This is a genomic window from Massilia sp. Root335 (assembly GCF_001425685.1).
Lineage (GTDB): Bacteria > Pseudomonadota > Gammaproteobacteria > Burkholderiales > Burkholderiaceae_D > Telluria > Telluria luteola.
Window position 1 is genome coordinate 170,779 of sequence record NZ_LMCY01000026.1, and the last position, 16,621, is coordinate 187,399.

15 protein-coding genes are annotated in these 16,621 nt (G+C 62.9%); 8 read left to right on the forward strand and 7 right to left on the reverse strand.

What is annotated here, in order from left to right; all coding sequences use genetic code 11:
* The 4 genes from ASC93_RS32170 to ASC93_RS29940 all read left to right on the forward strand — a co-directional run.
* Positions 1 to 1,186: type VI secretion system Vgr family protein (locus ASC93_RS32170; protein ID WP_229412735.1), on the forward strand; the 1,186-nt coding region annotated here is incomplete at its 5' end.
* A complete protein-coding gene (locus tag ASC93_RS29930; protein ID WP_082548053.1) occupies positions 1,183 to 3,081 on the forward strand; it encodes a triacylglycerol lipase in 1,899 nt (632 codons plus the stop codon). The genes ASC93_RS32170 and ASC93_RS29930, both read left to right, overlap by 4 nt.
* A 102-nt stretch (positions 3,082 to 3,183) precedes the next feature.
* Positions 3,184 to 4,221, forward strand: a complete 1,038-nt coding sequence (locus tag ASC93_RS31445) for a T6SS immunity protein Tli4 family protein (RefSeq protein ID WP_229412736.1) — start codon at positions 3,184 to 3,186, stop codon at positions 4,219 to 4,221.
* Positions 4,222 to 4,263: 42 nt separating this feature from the next.
* Complete coding sequence (locus ASC93_RS29940; protein WP_082548054.1) at positions 4,264 to 4,518, forward strand: PAAR domain-containing protein; 255 nt, start codon at positions 4,264 to 4,266, stop codon at positions 4,516 to 4,518.
* Positions 4,519 to 4,546: 28 nt separating this feature from the next.
* Here ASC93_RS29940 and ASC93_RS14840 read toward each other — a convergent pair whose 3' ends face one another.
* Positions 4,547 to 5,170 (reverse strand): TetR family transcriptional regulator, encoded by a 624-nt coding sequence (locus ASC93_RS14840; protein WP_056443391.1) that lies wholly within the window; start codon positions 5,168 to 5,170, stop codon positions 4,547 to 4,549.
* 223 nt (positions 5,171 to 5,393) lie between these two features.
* Between ASC93_RS14840 and ASC93_RS14845 the strand changes: the two genes are divergently transcribed.
* The 4 genes from ASC93_RS14845 (at position 5,394) to ASC93_RS14860 (ending at position 12,380) form a co-directional block, all read left to right on the forward strand.
* Positions 5,394 to 6,659, forward strand: a complete 1,266-nt coding sequence (locus ASC93_RS14845; protein ID WP_056443394.1) for an efflux RND transporter periplasmic adaptor subunit — start codon at positions 5,394 to 5,396, stop codon at positions 6,657 to 6,659.
* 30 nt (positions 6,660 to 6,689) lie between these two features.
* Entirely contained in the window at positions 6,690 to 9,845 is a 3,156-nt protein-coding gene (locus ASC93_RS14850; protein ID WP_056443397.1) for an efflux RND transporter permease subunit, read from the forward strand.
* Positions 9,846 to 9,853: 8 nt separating this feature from the next.
* Positions 9,854 to 11,269 carry an efflux transporter outer membrane subunit gene (locus tag ASC93_RS14855; RefSeq protein ID WP_157201933.1) on the forward strand — a complete coding sequence of 472 codons (1,416 nt, stop codon included), beginning with the start codon at positions 9,854 to 9,856 and terminating at the stop codon, positions 11,267 to 11,269.
* A gap of 214 nt (positions 11,270 to 11,483) precedes the next feature.
* A complete protein-coding gene (locus ASC93_RS14860; protein WP_056443402.1) occupies positions 11,484 to 12,380 on the forward strand; it encodes a hypothetical protein in 897 nt (298 codons plus the stop codon).
* Positions 12,381 to 12,439: 59 nt separating this feature from the next.
* Here ASC93_RS14860 and ASC93_RS14865 read toward each other — a convergent pair whose 3' ends face one another.
* The 6 genes from ASC93_RS14865 to rdgB form a co-directional block, all read right to left on the reverse strand.
* Positions 12,440 to 13,174, reverse strand: a complete 735-nt coding sequence (locus tag ASC93_RS14865) for an MIP/aquaporin family protein (RefSeq protein WP_056443965.1) — start codon at positions 13,172 to 13,174, stop codon at positions 12,440 to 12,442.
* 54 nt (positions 13,175 to 13,228) lie between these two features.
* Positions 13,229 to 13,609 (reverse strand): response regulator, encoded by a 381-nt coding sequence (locus ASC93_RS14870; RefSeq protein ID WP_056443405.1) that lies wholly within the window; start codon positions 13,607 to 13,609, stop codon positions 13,229 to 13,231.
* 97 nt (positions 13,610 to 13,706) lie between these two features.
* Positions 13,707 to 14,099: a VOC family protein gene (locus ASC93_RS14875; RefSeq protein WP_056443408.1), complete on the reverse strand. Its 393-nt coding sequence runs from the start codon at positions 14,097 to 14,099 to the stop codon at positions 13,707 to 13,709.
* Between the two features lie 31 nt (positions 14,100 to 14,130).
* Positions 14,131 to 14,709 (reverse strand): transglutaminase family protein, encoded by a 579-nt coding sequence (locus tag ASC93_RS14880; RefSeq protein ID WP_056443411.1) that lies wholly within the window; start codon positions 14,707 to 14,709, stop codon positions 14,131 to 14,133.
* A gap of 4 nt (positions 14,710 to 14,713) precedes the next feature.
* Positions 14,714 to 15,970 carry a radical SAM family heme chaperone HemW gene (gene hemW, locus ASC93_RS14885; protein WP_056443414.1) on the reverse strand — a complete coding sequence of 419 codons (1,257 nt, stop codon included), beginning with the start codon at positions 15,968 to 15,970 and terminating at the stop codon, positions 14,714 to 14,716.
* Positions 15,967 to 16,560 (reverse strand): RdgB/HAM1 family non-canonical purine NTP pyrophosphatase, encoded by a 594-nt coding sequence (gene rdgB / locus ASC93_RS14890; protein WP_056443417.1) that lies wholly within the window; start codon positions 16,558 to 16,560, stop codon positions 15,967 to 15,969. The genes hemW and rdgB overlap by 4 nt, the downstream gene beginning before the upstream one ends.
* Between the last annotated feature and the right edge of the window lie 61 nt (positions 16,561 to 16,621).

Consider the following 16,621-nt stretch of genomic DNA (forward strand, 5'->3'; position numbering starts at 1 on the left):
TCCTGTCATTCTCGGGGCGCTTTATAACTACACGCATATGCCGCCGTGGAAGTTGCCGGGACAGCAGGCCTTGTCCGGGCTGCGGAGTCGGGAATTGCAGGGAGGCGCCAGTGGCAGGCGTGGCAATCACCTGATCCTTGACGACACGGCCGGCAAAATTCAGGCGCAGTTGAAAAGCGATCATCAGTGTAGCCAGTTGTCGCTGGGCCATATTACTCGCATCGAGGACACGTCCGGCCGGAAAGACCCTCGCGGTGAAGGGTGGGAGTTGGCCACAAATGCCTACGGCGTCGCACGTGCTGGGCAAGGTATGCTCATCACCACGGGAACGCGGCCGAATGCCGCTTCCCACATCAAGGATATGGGCGAGACGATTCACCGGCTGTTGACAGCGACAGAGCTGCAAGAGCAATTGGTCGGGATGGCGCAGCATTACGGCGCCCAGGAGAAACCGGAGCATCAACAAGCGGACGCGGTCAACGATCTCAAATCCCAGAACCAGAGTATCCGGGGCGGCGGCAAGGCAGAGTTTCCGGAATTGTCCGATCCCCATCTTGTTCTTTCTAGCCCGGTAGGTATCGAACTCAGCTCTGCACAATCCACCCACATCGCCAGCAGCCGCCATACCGCTATCACCAGCGGCAAAAGCTTGTCAATTGCCAGCGTTGAGGGACTGTTCGCCAGCGTCGGCAAGTCCTTCAGGCTATTCGTGCACAAGGCCGGGATGAAACTGATCGCCGCTGGCGGCAAAGTAACCATACAGGCGCAAGAAAATGACGTGGAAGTCATCGCCAACAAGGTACTTGCGCTCTTGAGCGAATCTGATTGGGTCAACATTCGCGGCAAGAAAGGAGTGAGGTTGCACGGTGCCAATCATATTCTCGAGATTAGCGATCAAACGCAGTTCTTCACTTCGTCGCCTGTTCTCTTTCACGGCAATCTAGAAACTTTTCCTCCCCAAAGCGTTTCACAATCCTTCAATGAGAAAACGACTGGTTATCCCTTTGATCAGGAGGTTAATTTCTTGCAGATCGATCGTAAACCAGCGGAAAACATCTTTTATGAACTGATCAGGGACGACGGGACGGTAATCAGCGGAAAATCAGTCTCAAGCGGCAGCACGGGGGTACAAAAAGCGTCAGAAATGGATAGTTATACGATCCGATGGAAAGGTGAACTGCCATGAGCGATAACCCGAGCCTCAATGAACGCGGCAACCATCAAGGGAAATTTACTCAAGGTGTCGGTGGCTGGGCTGAATATACAGTGTACATGACCGAGACGTCAGATACAGTGCGGCATGACGTTACAGTACCTCCTGGCAAAGTCATTCCCATCATCTTCCTGCCGGGCGTGATGGGCAGCAACCTCCGCATGAGCAAAGCACGGCAGGACGAGTTAAAGCGTGAAGACAACCGTGCGTGGCGCCCTGATGATCTCATGAGTGCATCAGGTAAGGCCGCCGTGTTGTCTGGCACAGGAATTGGGTGGCTTAAAGATGCGACGCCGGCGCAGCGCCAATTAATATTCGACCCAAATGAGACCGAAGTCGAGTATTACCACTATACTGATAACAAAGGGCGTTTTGACCCCGAAGGCAAGGAAACAATCGCTGCAGACGCACGTCATCAGAATGTGCCAGACAGCCTCGAACCAATTCCACCATTAATGGGAAGTCGTGTGATCCTGACAAGCGCCCCTCGCGCAAACCAGACGAAACGCGAAAGTCCAGCGCAAATAGCGCGTTGGCGCGGCTGGAGCGAAGTACTCTTCACAGGGGCATATGGCGAGATGCTCAAAACGGCTGAAGCATTTTTAAACAACATGATGTACGATGGGAAAATCCATCCTTTCTGGCAAGTCAATCCAATTAATCCGATTACGGGCAAACCGCTGCTTGCCGTCGAACACCGAAAAATCACTCAATTACTCATGCAGGATCCGAAAGCGTTTGGGGCATCTTCTGGTAACGCAATTACCGAGGATGATATCAAGAAAATCGCTAAATGTTGGTATCCAGTACACGCAATGGGCTATAACTTCGTTCAAAGCAATAGCAAATCTGCGGTAGTTATCGCAGAACGTATTCGCGGCTTGGTGCGGGGTTATCAGCAGCGCGGTTTCAAGTGTAATGAGGTCATCATTGTCACTCATAGCATGGGAGGGTTAGTCGGGCGAGCTCTTCTCCATCCGGACTACGGCAATATGCTCAATGACAAGAATGTCACGGTTCTTGGGATGTATCATAATGTCATGCCTACCATGGGCGCTGCCAGCGCTTACAAACGTATGCGCTTTGGTTTTCAGGAGAAAACGGGAGTATTGCACCCTCTTGCTGGGATTGAGGCCAGCATTCTTGCCATCGATGGCGAGCATGCTACTGCGATTCTTGCCAATGCCCCCGCTCCCCTAGAAATGATGCCTGGCAGAGCATATGGCCAAAATTGGTTAAAGATAGTGGACAATAGCGGCACGACGCTTTGCAGTTGGCCGAATGGCAACACAAGTGCCTTAGAGAGTATTTACCTACAACCCAGCAAAGTCTGGTGGCGCCTAATCAATCCATCTTGGGTTAATCCCGGCAACGTAACCGAGAAAAAAGGTGGAGGACTTGCCAACACTTATTTTCGTATTAAAAACGCGTCCAAATTTCTACAATCAATTGAAACCACGTTCCATCCGACAAACTGTTATGCCAGTTTTTGCGCCTCCAGCGAGCACAAAAGCTATGGCGACCTCATTTTTAAGATTGAGAATATTACAAGTGGAGGCAATAGCACACGTACGAATCAGCTTCCTTCTCCCGAAAGCTGGAAATTATTGACCGACAATGCAAAGGATACTTTAACCGTCCAAGCCGATGATAGAATTTTAACATTAAAATTGCAAGCAGCCGCTGATACAGGGGACGAAACAGTCCCTTCGCAACGTTCGGCGCGGCTTATCACTGGCACCCTTTTTGTTCATGGCAATAAAAAAGGTTCAGGTTACGAGCACCAAGAAAGTTATTCTGACCCCCTCGTTTTAGCATCCATGCTGTATTCAATAATTCAGATTTCAAAAACGGCAAAATGGGAGTGAAGAGTGTACACTTCAACCCGACTGATTAGGCGTCTTTCTGCTGCTCTCATACTCCTGTCGCTACAAGCTTGCTCGCGAAGCCATTCATATAAGGACAACATCGTGACCGATTCCACCATGTTGAGTTCACGCCTTCAAGCACTTTTCACAAAAACCAAATTAGTTTGCTTTGGTCGCTACGCGCTGGAAGTTCCGCAAGAAGCCGAATTAACGATAGGACGCATTTCAATTCCAGATGACGTGGAGGTAATGAATGGAGGTGTGCAGGAAATCAAAAGCCGTGTAGCCATGGATATCGCAAAGCTGAAACAAAACGACAGGACTGCGGAAATCACTTATGATCGCGAAGGGCCAATCGAAGGAAGTTGGCAATTACGATATTACGAAAGCGAAGCCGCAAAAGAATTTGGCCTACACTTTTTTACAACGTATGTAAACAAGGGAGAATTCACATTCATTTTAGGGGATTCGCTTAATGGCGGAACCGAGGAAGCCGCTGCAGCAAGGCAGGCGGCACTTGCAAAAAGCATCCGCCTCCGCTCTGCTGATCAGATACCAAACGATCCCGGCTTTTGCATTCAACATGGCTTCATTACTGACAACTTGTACGGTCGGCAGGAAGTAGTCAACGCAGGAATATATCTACCTAGCCTACCAGACATAACGTTCTCAGTGAGCTCGAACAAAGATGCCTATGGAGATTATTCGTCAGCAGAATTCGAAAAAAATCAAAGGGCCAAGCTATCCTTACTAGCACGTATTCGCAAGGCACAAGAGGATCAAGGAATTCACTACCCCAGTCGCACAGTTTTTCGTGAAGGAAAACGCGATGTAAATCATTGGCATGGTGAAGAGTCGCTAATCAAACGCAAGGACGGCACGCATGATTTCGAATGGGCCTTAGTTGGCACGCCGAAAGACGTGGCAAACCCATCCGAATTCAATGTGCAGATGTACACCAAGGTGGAACACAATACCGTCGGTGCCGCTAAGATTGCTTCGGTCAGCGATGATGAAGCCGTTGCACTATGGGATAAGCTCCTCTCCGGTCTCAAGTTTCGGGTTAAGGTGCCTGGAGCACCGGAAGGTTCGTACTTTATGCCTTCAGGTAAAGCCGGCACCACCATCGCAGGCCAGTGACGTTTGAATCGCGATCTTTACTCAAAAACGAACGGGGCAATAATGAAACATCGAGGACGCGGGGTAATTCGCCTCAACGATAAAACCGATCACGGCGGCCAGGTCATCAGTGCATCCTCTGGCACAACCGTGATGGGGAAGGTGGCGACACTTCAAGATGACATGACGCACTGTCCCCAGTGCAAGGGTAACTTTGCGATCAAACCTGACGGAGCAGGCGCACGACACGAAGGTAAGCCGTATGCGTACGACGGGGACGTGACGGAATGCGGCGCGCGGTTGATAACATCCTTGTAAGTTAGGCCGCTGACGACATAAAAGAAGCCTAAGCGTCCCCCCTCCGCAACCCATCCAGATACGGATCGATCACGCACCGCCCCAGCGCCAGCAAATCGAAATCCTGCGGATCGAACATCCAGTTGCGGATCAACCCGTCGATCATGATCCACAACGCCAGCGCCACGCGGCTCGCATCGACGTGGCGGGCCAGCAGGCCCTTGTCGGCGGCCAGGCGGATGCGCCGTTCGGCGCGCGTCATCCAGTTGGCCATATTGTCCTTGCGGCGCTGGCGCACCGCGTTCATCTCGCCGACGAATTCCACCTTCAGCGTCGCGATCTCGAACACGCGGCGCGCGCTCGGGTCATTGACGGTCCGGTCCAGCACGGCCAGCATGTGATTGCGCAGGTCGACGAGCGGGTCGTCCGACTCGGCCTGGTCCAGCACCTGCATCTCCGCTTCCAGCGGCAGGATCGCGCGTTCCATCATCGCGTTGAACAGCGCACCCTTGTCGTCAAAATGCCAATAAATTGCTCCGCGCGTCACACCGGCCGCGGTTGCGATATGCTGCAACGTCGTGCGCGAAACACCTTGTTCCACGAACAATTTTTCAGCAGCATCCAAAATGCCGTCACGGGTCGCAGCCGCCTCTTCCTTGGTCCTGCGGGCCATCCGTTGTACTCTCCGTTTTTATAGGTAAGAAACATTAAACATACACTCGTGATAGTATATCGGGGTTTTCCCAAAAGCCAGCGATAAACCCGAAGCCGTGCAAGAGGAAGCGCCGAACGACCTGCCGCGTGTTGCGTTTTTTGAACTGCGACGGTCGATCGCGCCCCTGTAAACAGCACCGCGGATCGGTTTTGTCCTTTTTTCCACAAGAAGGAAGCATTGAATGCGCTCTGCCCACTCGTCCCTCACCCTGTCCAGGATCGCCGCATGCACCCTGGTCGCCGTGGCCATGCTGTCGGCCTGCGGCTCCAAGGATAAGCCCGAAGCCGGTCCCGGCGCCGCCGGCGCCAAGATGCCGCCCCCGCAGGTCGGCGTCATCACCACCAAGTTCCAGCAGGTCGCGCTCGAGACCGAGCTGCCGGCCCGCGTCGAGGCGATCCGCACGGCCGAGGTGCGCGCCCGCGTCAACGGCGTCGTCCTCAAGCGCCTGTTCACCGAGGGCAGCATGGTCAAGCAGGGCCAGTCGCTGTTCCAGATCGATCCCGAGCCTTACCAGGCCCAGCTGAGCGCCGCCCAGGCCTCGCTCGGCCGCGCCCAGGCGAACCTGACGTCGACCGCCGCCACCGTCGAGCGCTACAAGCCGCTCGTCGAAGCCCAGGCCGTCAGCAAGCAGGAATTCACAAACGCCGTCGCTGCCCAGAAGCAGGCCGAGGCGGACGTCAATTCGGCCAAGGCCCAGGTCCGCATCGCCAGGATCAATTACGACTACGCGAACGTCTACGCCCCGATCTCGGGCCGCATCGGCCGCGCGCTCGTGACGGAAGGCGCCCTCGTCTCCGCCGCCGAGGCGACGCAGATGGCGCTGATCCAGCAGACCGACAACGTGTACCTGAACATCACCCAGTCCGCTGCCGAACTGCAGCGCCTGCGCAAGGATGCCGGTGCCAAGGGCATCGGCTCGGCCGTCCCCGTGACCGTCGTGTTGGATGACGGCACCGTGATGGCGCAAAAGGGCAAGCTGCTGTTTTCCGACATCACCGTCGACCCGACGAGCGGCCAGGTCACGCTGCGCGCCCAGGTCGCGAACCCGGACAATGCCCTGCTGCCGGGCCAGTACGTGCGCGTGCGCCTCGCCCAGGCCGAGCTGCCGTCCGGCATCCTCGTGCCGCAGCAGGCCGTCACCCGCGGCGGTCCGAACGGCGATACCGTCCTGGTGGTCGGCGCGGACAACAAGCCGACGCCGCGCACCGTCAAGATCGGTTCGCAGAACGGCGACGACTGGGTCGTCACGGATGGCCTCAAGGAAGGCGAAAAGGTGATGGTGGACGGCTTCCAGAAGCTGCAGATGCTGCCGCCGGGCACGCCGGTGCAGCCGGTCGCGTGGACGCCGGTCGGCGCGCCGGCAGCGCCGGCAGCACCGGCCGCGGGCGGTGCGCAGGCCGCGGGCGGTGCGCAGGCCGCGGCCGGCCCGGCCGCCACCCGCCAGTGAGCAAGGCAAGGCTAGATAACAGGAACCACAATGGCACGTTTTTTTATTGACCGCCCCATTTTCGCCTGGGTGATCGCGCTGTTCATCATGGTGCTTGGCGGCGTCGCCATCAAGCAGCTGCCGATCGCGCAGTATCCGACCGTGGCGCCGCCGTCGATCGTCGTCAGCGTCGCCTATCCCGGCGCTTCGGCCCAGACGCTGGAAGACTCCGTCATCTCCGTCATCGAACGCGAGATGAACGGTGCCGAAGGCATGATCTACATGGAGTCGACCAGCCAGGCCAACGGCACCGGCTCCATCACGATCAGCTTCGAGACCGGCACCAATCCCAACCTGGCCCAGGTCGACGTCCAGAACCGCCTGGCGCGCGCGACCCCGCGCCTGCCGGCCGCGGTGACCCAGCAGGGTGTGCGCGTCGACAAGGCGCGCTCGAACTTCCTGCTGTTCACGATCCTGTCGTCGGACGACCCGACCTGGGACACCGTCGCGCTGGGCGACTACGCGTCGCGCAACGTGCTGCCCGAGATCCAGCGGATCAAGGGCGTCGGCCAGGCCCAGCTGTTCGGCACCGAGAAGGCGATGCGGATCTGGATCGATCCGGCCAAGCTGGTCGGCTTCAACCTGTCGCCGGACGACGTCAACACGGCGATCCGCCAGCAGAACGCCCAGGTGGCGTCCGGCACGATCGGCGACCTGCCGGTGGCCAAGGGCCAGCAGATCACGGCGACCGTCGTCGTCACGGGCCAGCTGGCCACCGTCGAGCAGTTCGGCAACATCGTGCTGCGCGCGAATCCGGACGGCTCCACCGTGCGCCTCAAGGACGTCGCCCGCATCGAGATCGGCGGCCAGGCCTATTCCACGTCGACGCGCCTGAACGGCAAGCCGTCGACCGGTATCGGCGTGCAGCTGTCGCCGACCGGTAATGCGCTGGAAACCGCGAAGCTGATCAAGCAACGCATGGAGCAGTTGCAGAAGTACTTCCCGAAAGGCATGAAGTACTCGATTCCTTACGACAGCACCAAGTTCATCCAGATCTCGATCCAGCAGGTGGTGGAAACGCTGATCGAGGCCGTGATCCTCGTGTTCATCGTGATGTTCGTGTTCCTGCAGAACATCCGCTACACGATCATCCCGACCATCGTCGTGCCGGTCGCCCTGCTGGGCTCCTTCGCGACGCTGCTCGCGATGGGCTTCTCGATCAACGTGCTGACCATGTTCGGCATGGTGCTCGTGATCGGTATCGTCGTCGACGATGCGATCGTGGTGGTGGAAAACGTCGAGCGCATCATGTCCGAGGAAGGCCTGCCGCCGCTCCAGGCGACGCGCAAGGCGATGGGCCAGATCTCGGGCGCCATCATCGGCGTGACCGTCGTGCTGATGTCCGTGTTCGTGCCGCTGGCGTTCTTCCAGGGCGCCGTCGGCAACATCTACCGCCAGTTCTCGATCGTGATGGTGTCGTCGATCGGCTTCTCGGCATTCATGGCGCTGTCGCTCACGCCGGCGCTGTGCGCGCACCTGCTGAAGCCCGTCGAAGCGGGCCACCACATGGAGAAGAAAGGCTTCTTCGGCTGGTTCAACCGCACGTTCACGACGGGCGCCAAGCGCTATGAAGGCTTCGTCGGCAAGATCCTCAAGCGCACCGGCCGCGCGCTGGTCGTGTTCGTCCTGCTGGTCGCCATCGTCGGCCTGATGTTCGCGCGCCTGCCGAACTCGTTCCTGCCGAACGAGGACCAGGGCTACATCATCGCCAACATCCAGCTGCCGCCGGGCGCCACCGCCGAGCGCACCAACGTCGTCCTGCACGCGATGGAAGACTATGTGCTCAAGCAGCCGGAAGTGGCCGACATGGTCGCCGTGACGGGCTTCTCGTTCACCGGCCAGGGCCAGAACATGGGCCTCGCGTTCATCCCGCTGAAACCGTGGGACGAGCGCAAGGGCAAGGGCCAGGATGCGCAAGGCCTCGCCGGCCGCATCACGGGTCACATGATGGCCCTGCGCGACTCGTTCATCTTCGTGGTGAGTCCGCCGCCGATCCCGGAACTGGGCCGCGGCACGGGCTTCTCGTTCCGCCTGCAGGACCGCGGCGGCCTCGGCCATGCCGCCCTGCTCCAGGCGCGTAACCAGCTGCTGGGCATGGCGATGCAGAGCAAGGTGCTGACGGGCATCCGTCCGGAAGGCCTGGAAGACGCGCCGCAACTGAAGCTGAACATCGACCGCGACAAGGCGCAGGCCCTCGGCGTGACGTTCGGCGCCATCAACACGGCGCTGTCGACGTCGCTCGGTTCCGCCTACGTGAACGACTTCCCGAACGCCGGCCGCCTGCAGCGCGTGATCGTGCAGGCCGACGCGCCGCAGCGCATGCAGCCGGAAGACCTGCTGCACATCAACGCCCTGAACACGAAGGGCCAGCCGGTGCCGCTGTCCGCGTTCGCGACGACCCAGTGGATCACGGGTCCGATGCAGACGACGCGCTACAACGGCTATTCGGCGATGAGCATCACGGGCGACGCCGCCCCGGGCTATTCGACCGGCCAGGCGCTGGACGAGATGCAGGCGCTGGCCGCCAAGCTGCCGGCCGGCTTCGCGTACGAATGGACCGGCCAGTCGCGCGAAGAGATCCTCGCCGGCTCCACCGTGTTCGTGCTGATCGGCTTCGCGCTGCTGGCCGTATTCCTGGCCCTCGCCGCACTGTATGAAAGCTGGTCGATCCCGGTCGCCGTGCTGCTCGTCGTGCCGCTGGGCGTGCTCGGCTCGCTGATGGCGGCATCGCTGCGCGGACTGAACAACGACGTGTACTTCAAGGTCGGCCTGATCACCATCATCGGCCTGGCCGCGAAGAACGCGATCCTGATCGTGGAATTCGCGAAGGACCTGCAGGCGCAGGGCAAGTCGCCGTTCGAAGCGGCGCTGCAGGCGGCGCACCTGCGCTTCCGTCCGATCATCATGACGTCGCTCGCGTTCATCCTCGGCGTGCTGCCGCTGGTGGTCGCCAGCGGCGCCGGCGCGGCATCGCAGCGCGCCATCGGTACCGGCGTGATGGGCGGCATGCTGACGGCGACGGCACTGGGCGTGTTCTTCGTGCCCGTGTTCTTCGTCGTCATCCGCGGGTTCTTCAAGGGCAGCGAACGCCAGCGCAAGAAGTACGCGCACGAAGAAGACGCCACTGTCATCGACTCGAAAATCTGATGAACACCATGAAACGACTCACTCCCCTCGCGCTCGCCCTCGTGCTGGCCGGCTGCGTGAACCTGGCGCCGAAGTATGAGCGGCCGCAAGCGCCGGTGGCGGGCGCCTTCCCGACCGTGGAAGGCACCGTCAACAGCGGCAACGCGGTCGCGAACGAAGCGCCGGCCGCCATCACGTGGCAGCGCTTCTTCACCGATCCGCGCCTTCAGCAGCTGATCTCGCTGGCACTGGCCAACAACCGCGACCTGCGCGTTTCGGTCCTGAACATCGAGGCGGCGCGCGCGCAGTACCAGATCCAGCGCTCGAACCAGTTCCCGGCCGTGAACGCGGGCATCACGGGCCAGCGCCAGACCACCGGCAAGGACCAGCCGATCGAAAGCGTCTACCAGGCCGGCCTGTCCGTGTCCGCGTTCGAGCTGGATTTCTTCAGCCGCGTGAAGAACCTGTCCGACGCCGCGCTGGCGCAATTCCTCGCCACCGAGGAAGCGCGCAAGACGGCGCAGATCAGCCTGATCGCCCAGGTCGCCAACACGTACCTGACGTATCTCGCCGACGAGGAATTGCTGGCCCTCGTGCAGCAGACCCTCAAGACGCGCGAGGAATCGCTGCGCCTGACGCAGCTGCGCTTCGACAACGGCGTCTCGTCCAAGCTCGACCTGCAGCAGGCCGTGTCGCTCGTCGAGACGGCGCGCACGACCCTGGCCCAGGCCCAGCGCCAGCGCGCGCAGGACCTGAACCTGCTCACCCTGCTGATCGGCCAGCCGATTCCGGACAACCTGCCGGCCGGCGCCACGCTCGCGACGACGAACCTGCCGGACCTGCCGGCCGGGATGCCGTCCGACCTGCTGGCCGTGCGTCCGGACATCCGCGCCGCCGAGCAGCAGCTGATGGCCGCCAACGCCAACATCGGCGCGGCGCGCGCGAATTACTTCCCGCGCATCACGCTGACGGGCAGCGCCGGCACCGCCAGCAGCCAGCTGTCGGGCCTGTTCAAGAGCGGCACGTTCGGCTGGACGTTCGCACCGCAGGCGATCATGCCGCTGTTCGACTTCGGCCGCACCCGCGCCGGCGTCGAGGGCGCCCGTGCCCAGCGCGACATCGCCGTCGCGCAGTACGAAAAATCGATCCAGACGGCGTTCCGCGAAGTGGCGGACGCACTGGCCGGCCAGGCCACGTACAGCGAACAGTTGCGTGCCCAGCAGGCCGTGGCGGCCGCCGAGACGGACCGCTTCAACCTGTCCGACCTGCGCTACCGCAACGGCACCGCCAGCTACCTCGACCTGCTGGATGCCCAGCGCTCGCTGTTCACCGCGCAGCAGCAGGCCATCCAGGCCAACCTGCAGCGCCTGCAGAACCAGGTCACGCTGTACCGCGTGCTGGGCGGCGGCTGGAGCGAGCCGGGGCCGGCGACGGCCGCGCGCTGATTCGAAGCGGAATGATTTCCGCGCGCCATTGAGAACGGTCCCGACCGGGGCCGGCCGCGATTTCGGTATCATGAAATCGCAGGCCGGCCCCGGTTTTTTCATGCAAGCACGGGCGGCCCCGGCAGCCGTCGCCGGACGGCGTCCGCCAGGACCGCAACCGCGCGCCGAGCCCGGCCTGTCCGGTACGGTCGCCCCATGCGCCGCGCCCCACGCCATGCGACATTTTTTTCGTGCACATTGGAAATCCGTCGTCGCCATCGTCCTGCTCGTGCTGCTGGCGCTGGTCACGGTGAATCCGGGCTCCGCCATGCCGGCGCCGCCGCTGGCCATGCGCCTGCGCGCGCACGTGACGGCGCTCACGGCCGGCACGCAGGACCCGGCCGCGCGGCGGGCCGCGTCGGCCGCCTACATCGACAGCGTGCTGCGGATCGCTGGCTATGCCGTGCGCGACCGCGGCAGCGGCGGCCAGCGGCACGACGTCGAGGCGGTACTGGCCAACGTGGCGCCCGGTGCGAAGGCGGCACGCACCTTCATCGTCGGCGCCCGCATGGATGGCGACCCGGGCGCGGCCGGTGGCGCGGCCGCGGTGCTGGAGCTGGCGCGGCTGCTGGCCGATGTGCATCCCAGCCGCGGCACCGAAATCCGCTTCGTCTTCTTCCTGGCGCCCAGGCCGGCCGCGCCCGCACCCGCGCTGGCGCAGGACGCGAGCCTGGACGACCTCGCGCGCATGCTGACGGACGCGCCGGTCGAGCGTCCCGCCAGCTTCATCGCCTACGTCGGCAGCCTGGCATCGTCGCGCAAGGTGCAGGATGCGCTGTCGGCCTTCCAGAGCATCGCGGGCGTGCCGCCGCACGGCCTGGCGACGCCGGCCTACATGCAGGGCGTGACCCTGCTCGACCGCGCCGCGTGGCACCATCCCGGCGCCGGCATGCCGGCCCTCGTGCTCACGGATACGTCGTTCACGCGCTTTCCGTATCGCCAGGCCCAGGACACGCCGGCCGCGGCCGCCGACGACGAACCGCCCGAGCAGGTCATCTTCGGCGGCATGGCGCGCGTGGTGAGCGGCCTGGCGCGCACGCTGACGGCGCTGGCGGCCGGGCAGCGCGGATGAAAACAGCGCGGATGAAAACAGCGCGGATGAGATAGCGCGGATAGAACCGCGCGGATGAGTCAGTCGGCGGGCGCGAATTCGCCGGCCGCCACCGTGCCGGCCACCGCGGCGCCTGCCGGCGCGCGGGGATACAGCCAGTCGAAGACGACCGTCGCCGCCGCCGCGCCGGCCAGCTGGGCCAGCACATAGCCCGGCACGTCCGCGAGGCGGATGCCCGCGCACGTGCCGGTGGCCGCGCGCGCCAGCGTGAGGGCGGGATTGGCGAACGACGACGACGCCGTGAACCAGTACCCCGCGACGATGAACAGCGCCGCCGCATACGGCGTGACGCTGGGACGCGTGCGCGCGCAGCTGATGATGGTCGCCATCAGGCCGAACGTGGCCACGCCCTCGCTCCACCACAGCGCGGCGCCGGTCCGCGCGTGCGTCGCGGCGACGAACGCCGGTTCGCCGAACATCAGGTGCGCGATGGCCACGCCGGCGAACGCCCCGCCCGTCTGCGCCGCGACATACGGCAGCGCGAGACCGGCCGGCAGGTTGCGTTGCCAGACTTCGGACAGCGTGACGACGGGATTCAGGTGCGCGCCCGAGACGCCGCCGAACATCAGGATCAGCACGACGAGGCCGCAGCCGGACGCGATCGAATTGACGAGCAGCGCGATGGCCGCATTGCCGCCCGCGAGCCGGTCGCCCATGATCGCGGAGCCGACGACGACGGCCAGCAGCAAGGCGGTGCCGAGCCCTTCGGCGACGAGGCGGCGCGTGGGAAAGACGGTGTGGTCAGGATGCTTCATGGCATCCATTGTGCGCGAGCCGTGCCGGACCGGAGTACTGCCGTTTCGATATATTCAGTCGATACCGCGTCCGATGAGGGACGGAATGATACCGAGGAGGTCGGCCATCGACACCGGTTTCGACAGGAACCGCACGCCATCGGGCATCACGCCAGCCTCGATGGGATTGCCGGAGATGACGAGCGCCGGCAGGCCGGGCCGCAGGCGGCGCAGCGCGTGGATCACCTCGATGCCGTTCATGCCGGGCATGCGGAAATCCGTGATGAGCAGGTCGAAAGGATCGGCTTCGGCGGCTTCGGCGGCACTGACGGCGTCGAAGCCGTTGTTGGCGACGGCCACGCGATAGCCGGCGACGCTCAGGTAGCGCTCGAACACATAGAGGATGGCTTCTTCGTCATCCACGACCAGGATGCGCGGCGTTGCGGGGACAGGCATCGACCAGCTGCCTTTCATTGAAACACATGCAAGACAGCTACTTTAACACATGGTCGTCAGGATACCCGACACGTTTCGTCACCGCCCCCCGGCGCGGCTATGCCGGGCGGTACATGGCGCAGAGCTTGTGGCCGTCCGGATCGCGCACATAGGCCAGGTACATCGGGCCCAGGCTGCCCGCGCGCAGGCCCGGCGGCGCTTCGATCGACTTGCCGCCGTGGGCGACCGCCGTATCGTGGAACGCCTGGACTTGCTCGGCTGAATCGCATTTGAAGCCGATCGTGGCGCCGTTCGCGCACGTGGCTTCCGCGCCGTCGATGGGTTCGGTGATGCCGAGCGTACCGCCGTTGTGGCGGTAGAACAGGCGCTGGTGGCCGGTCGGGGCAACATTGGGGAACGGCGCGCCAACGCCGAGCGTACCGAGCACGGCGTCGTAGAAACGCCTGGAACGTTCGAGGTCGTTCGAACCGATCACGATGTGACTGAACATGCTTGTCCTTTCTTCAGGGTGGATGCGGCGGTCAATCCAGGAGCTCGACATCCGGCAGGTTGGCCAGCACCTGGTCCCACGTATCGTAGCATTCGAGCGCAGCGACGACGACCGGCAGCGGCTCGGCCCAGATCTCCGGCAGCATGCGCTCGTCGCGTTCGCGGATCGCGAACGCCAGCCGCTCCGCCGGCGGCGCGAAGCGCGCGTCGACGCCAGGCTTGTTACCCCGCGCATCGATGCGATGCCAGCCGAAGTCCTGCAGATACACGGCGTTCAGGCCGTGCAGGCAGTACGGCGCGCCGCCGTCGCCGACTGACAGGCGCTGGTAGCACAGCCCGGCCGGGATGCCGTTCGCGCGCAGCAGCGCGGCCAGCAGATGGCTCTTCGCGTAGCAGTAGCCCGTCTGGTGGCGCAGGACGTCGGACGCCTTGCACGTCACCGGATTCAGCTCGAAATCGACGCTGTGGCGGATCTCGTCGCGCACGAATTCGAAGCAGGCACGCACGACGTCCACCTCGGACGCGGCCCCCTCGGCCAGCCGGCGCGCGGCGGCTTGAATGGCGGGCGTGTCGACGTCAATGTACGTGCTTGCGGCAAGATAGCGTTGCATGGCTTTACCCTTCGGCCAGGAAGATTTCCTGCAGATCGTTGAGGAAGCGCTGACCCAGTTCCGTCGGCCGGATCACGCGGAAGTCGCGATAGATGAGTCCCTTCGCCTCGGCCTCGTTCAACGCCTTTTCGATGGCGTTGAGCGGCATGCCGGTACGCTCGCCGAACAGGTTCGGGTCGAAGCCTTCCGTCAGCCGCAGTCCGTTGAGCATGAATTCGAAACCCATGTCGGCGCGCACGATCTCGTGTTCCTCGGCCACGGCATTGCCCTTCGCCGCCGCTTCCATGAACGATGCCGGCTGCTTGTAGCGGGCCTGGCGCAGCACGCGGTGCGGGAACGACAGCTTCGAATGGGCGCCGGCGCCGATGCCGAGGTAATCGCCGAACTGCCAGTAGTTCAGGTTATGGCGCGCGCGGTGGCCCGGCCGCGCATAGGCCGAGACTTCGTAATGGTCGTAGCCGGCGGCGGCCGTGCGCGCGGCGATCATGTCCTGGATGTCGGCGGTCGCGTCGTCGTCCGGCACCACCGGCGGATACTTGGCGAACACCGTGTTCGGTTCCATCGTCAGGTGGTACAGCGACAGGTGCGGCGGCGCGAATCCCAGCGCCATGTCGATGTCGGCCTGCGCCTCGGAAAGCGTCTGGCCCGGCAGCGCGTACATCAGGTCGAGGTTGAAATTGTCGAAATTCGCCTGCGCGATCTCCACGGCCTTGATCGCCTCGCCGGCGTCGTGGATGCGGCCCAGCGCCTGCAGATGCCGGCTGTCGAAGCTCTGGATGCCGATCGACAGGCGGTTGATGCCGCTGGCGCGGAACGATTTGAATTTGTCGGCTTCGAACGTGCCGGGATTCGCCTCCATCGTGATCTCGGCATCGAGATCGAGCGGCAGCAAGGTGCGCAGGTCCGACATCAGCCGCTCCAGCCCCGCCGCCGACATCAGGCTGGGCGTGCCGCCGCCGATGAACACCGTGTGGATCTTGCGGCCCCAGATCAGCGGCAGCGACTGTTCCAGGTCGGCGCGCAGCGCGTCCAGGTAGGCCTGTTCCGGGATCGGGTCTTTCGACTCGTGCGAATTGAAGTCGCAGTACGGGCATTTGCGCACGCACCACGGCCAGTGGATGTACAGCGACAGCGGCGGCAGCGCCGCCAGGTTCAGCGCCCCCGGTTGCAGGTATTGCAGGGCTGCAGTCGCCGCGTCGCGGGGCGTGGCGGCGGGCGTGGTGGGCACGGCCGCCGAGCCGGCGGGCTTGATCGGAATCATGCCAGCTTCCCGAGCTTGTCGACGAGCGCGCGCAGCGCCTGGCCGCGGTGCGACACGGCGTTCTTTTCCGCCGGCGCCAGTTCGGCGGCCGTGCGGCCGAAATCCGGCACCAGGAAGTACGGATCGTAGCCGAAGCCGTTGGCGCCACGCGGCGTGTCGATGACCTGCCCGCGCCACACGCCGTCCGCGATCACGGGTTGCGGGTCGTCCGCGTGGCGCACGTACACGAGCACGCAGTAGTAGTACGCCGATTTGTCGGCGTGGGCCGCGAGGTCGGCGACCAGTCTGGCGTTGTTGCGCACGTCCGATTTCGGCTCGCCCGCAAAGCGCGCGGAATACACGCCGGGCGCGCCGCCGAGGGCGTTCACGCACACGCCGGAATCGTCGGCGAGGGCCGGCAGGCCGGTCAGGCGCGCGGCGTGGCGGGCCTTCTGCAGGGCGTTCTCGACGAAGGTGCCGAACGGCTCTTCCGCTTCGGGGACGCCGAATTCGCCCTGCGGATGCAGTTCGAAACCGATCGGGCCGAGTAATTCGGCGAATTCCTTGAGCTTGCCCGCGTTGTTGGAGGCAAGGATGAGGCGTTGGGTCATTGCTGTCTCGGTCTGGACGAAGAACTGCGTATTTTACCGCTCATCCCGCCATACGCGCAGC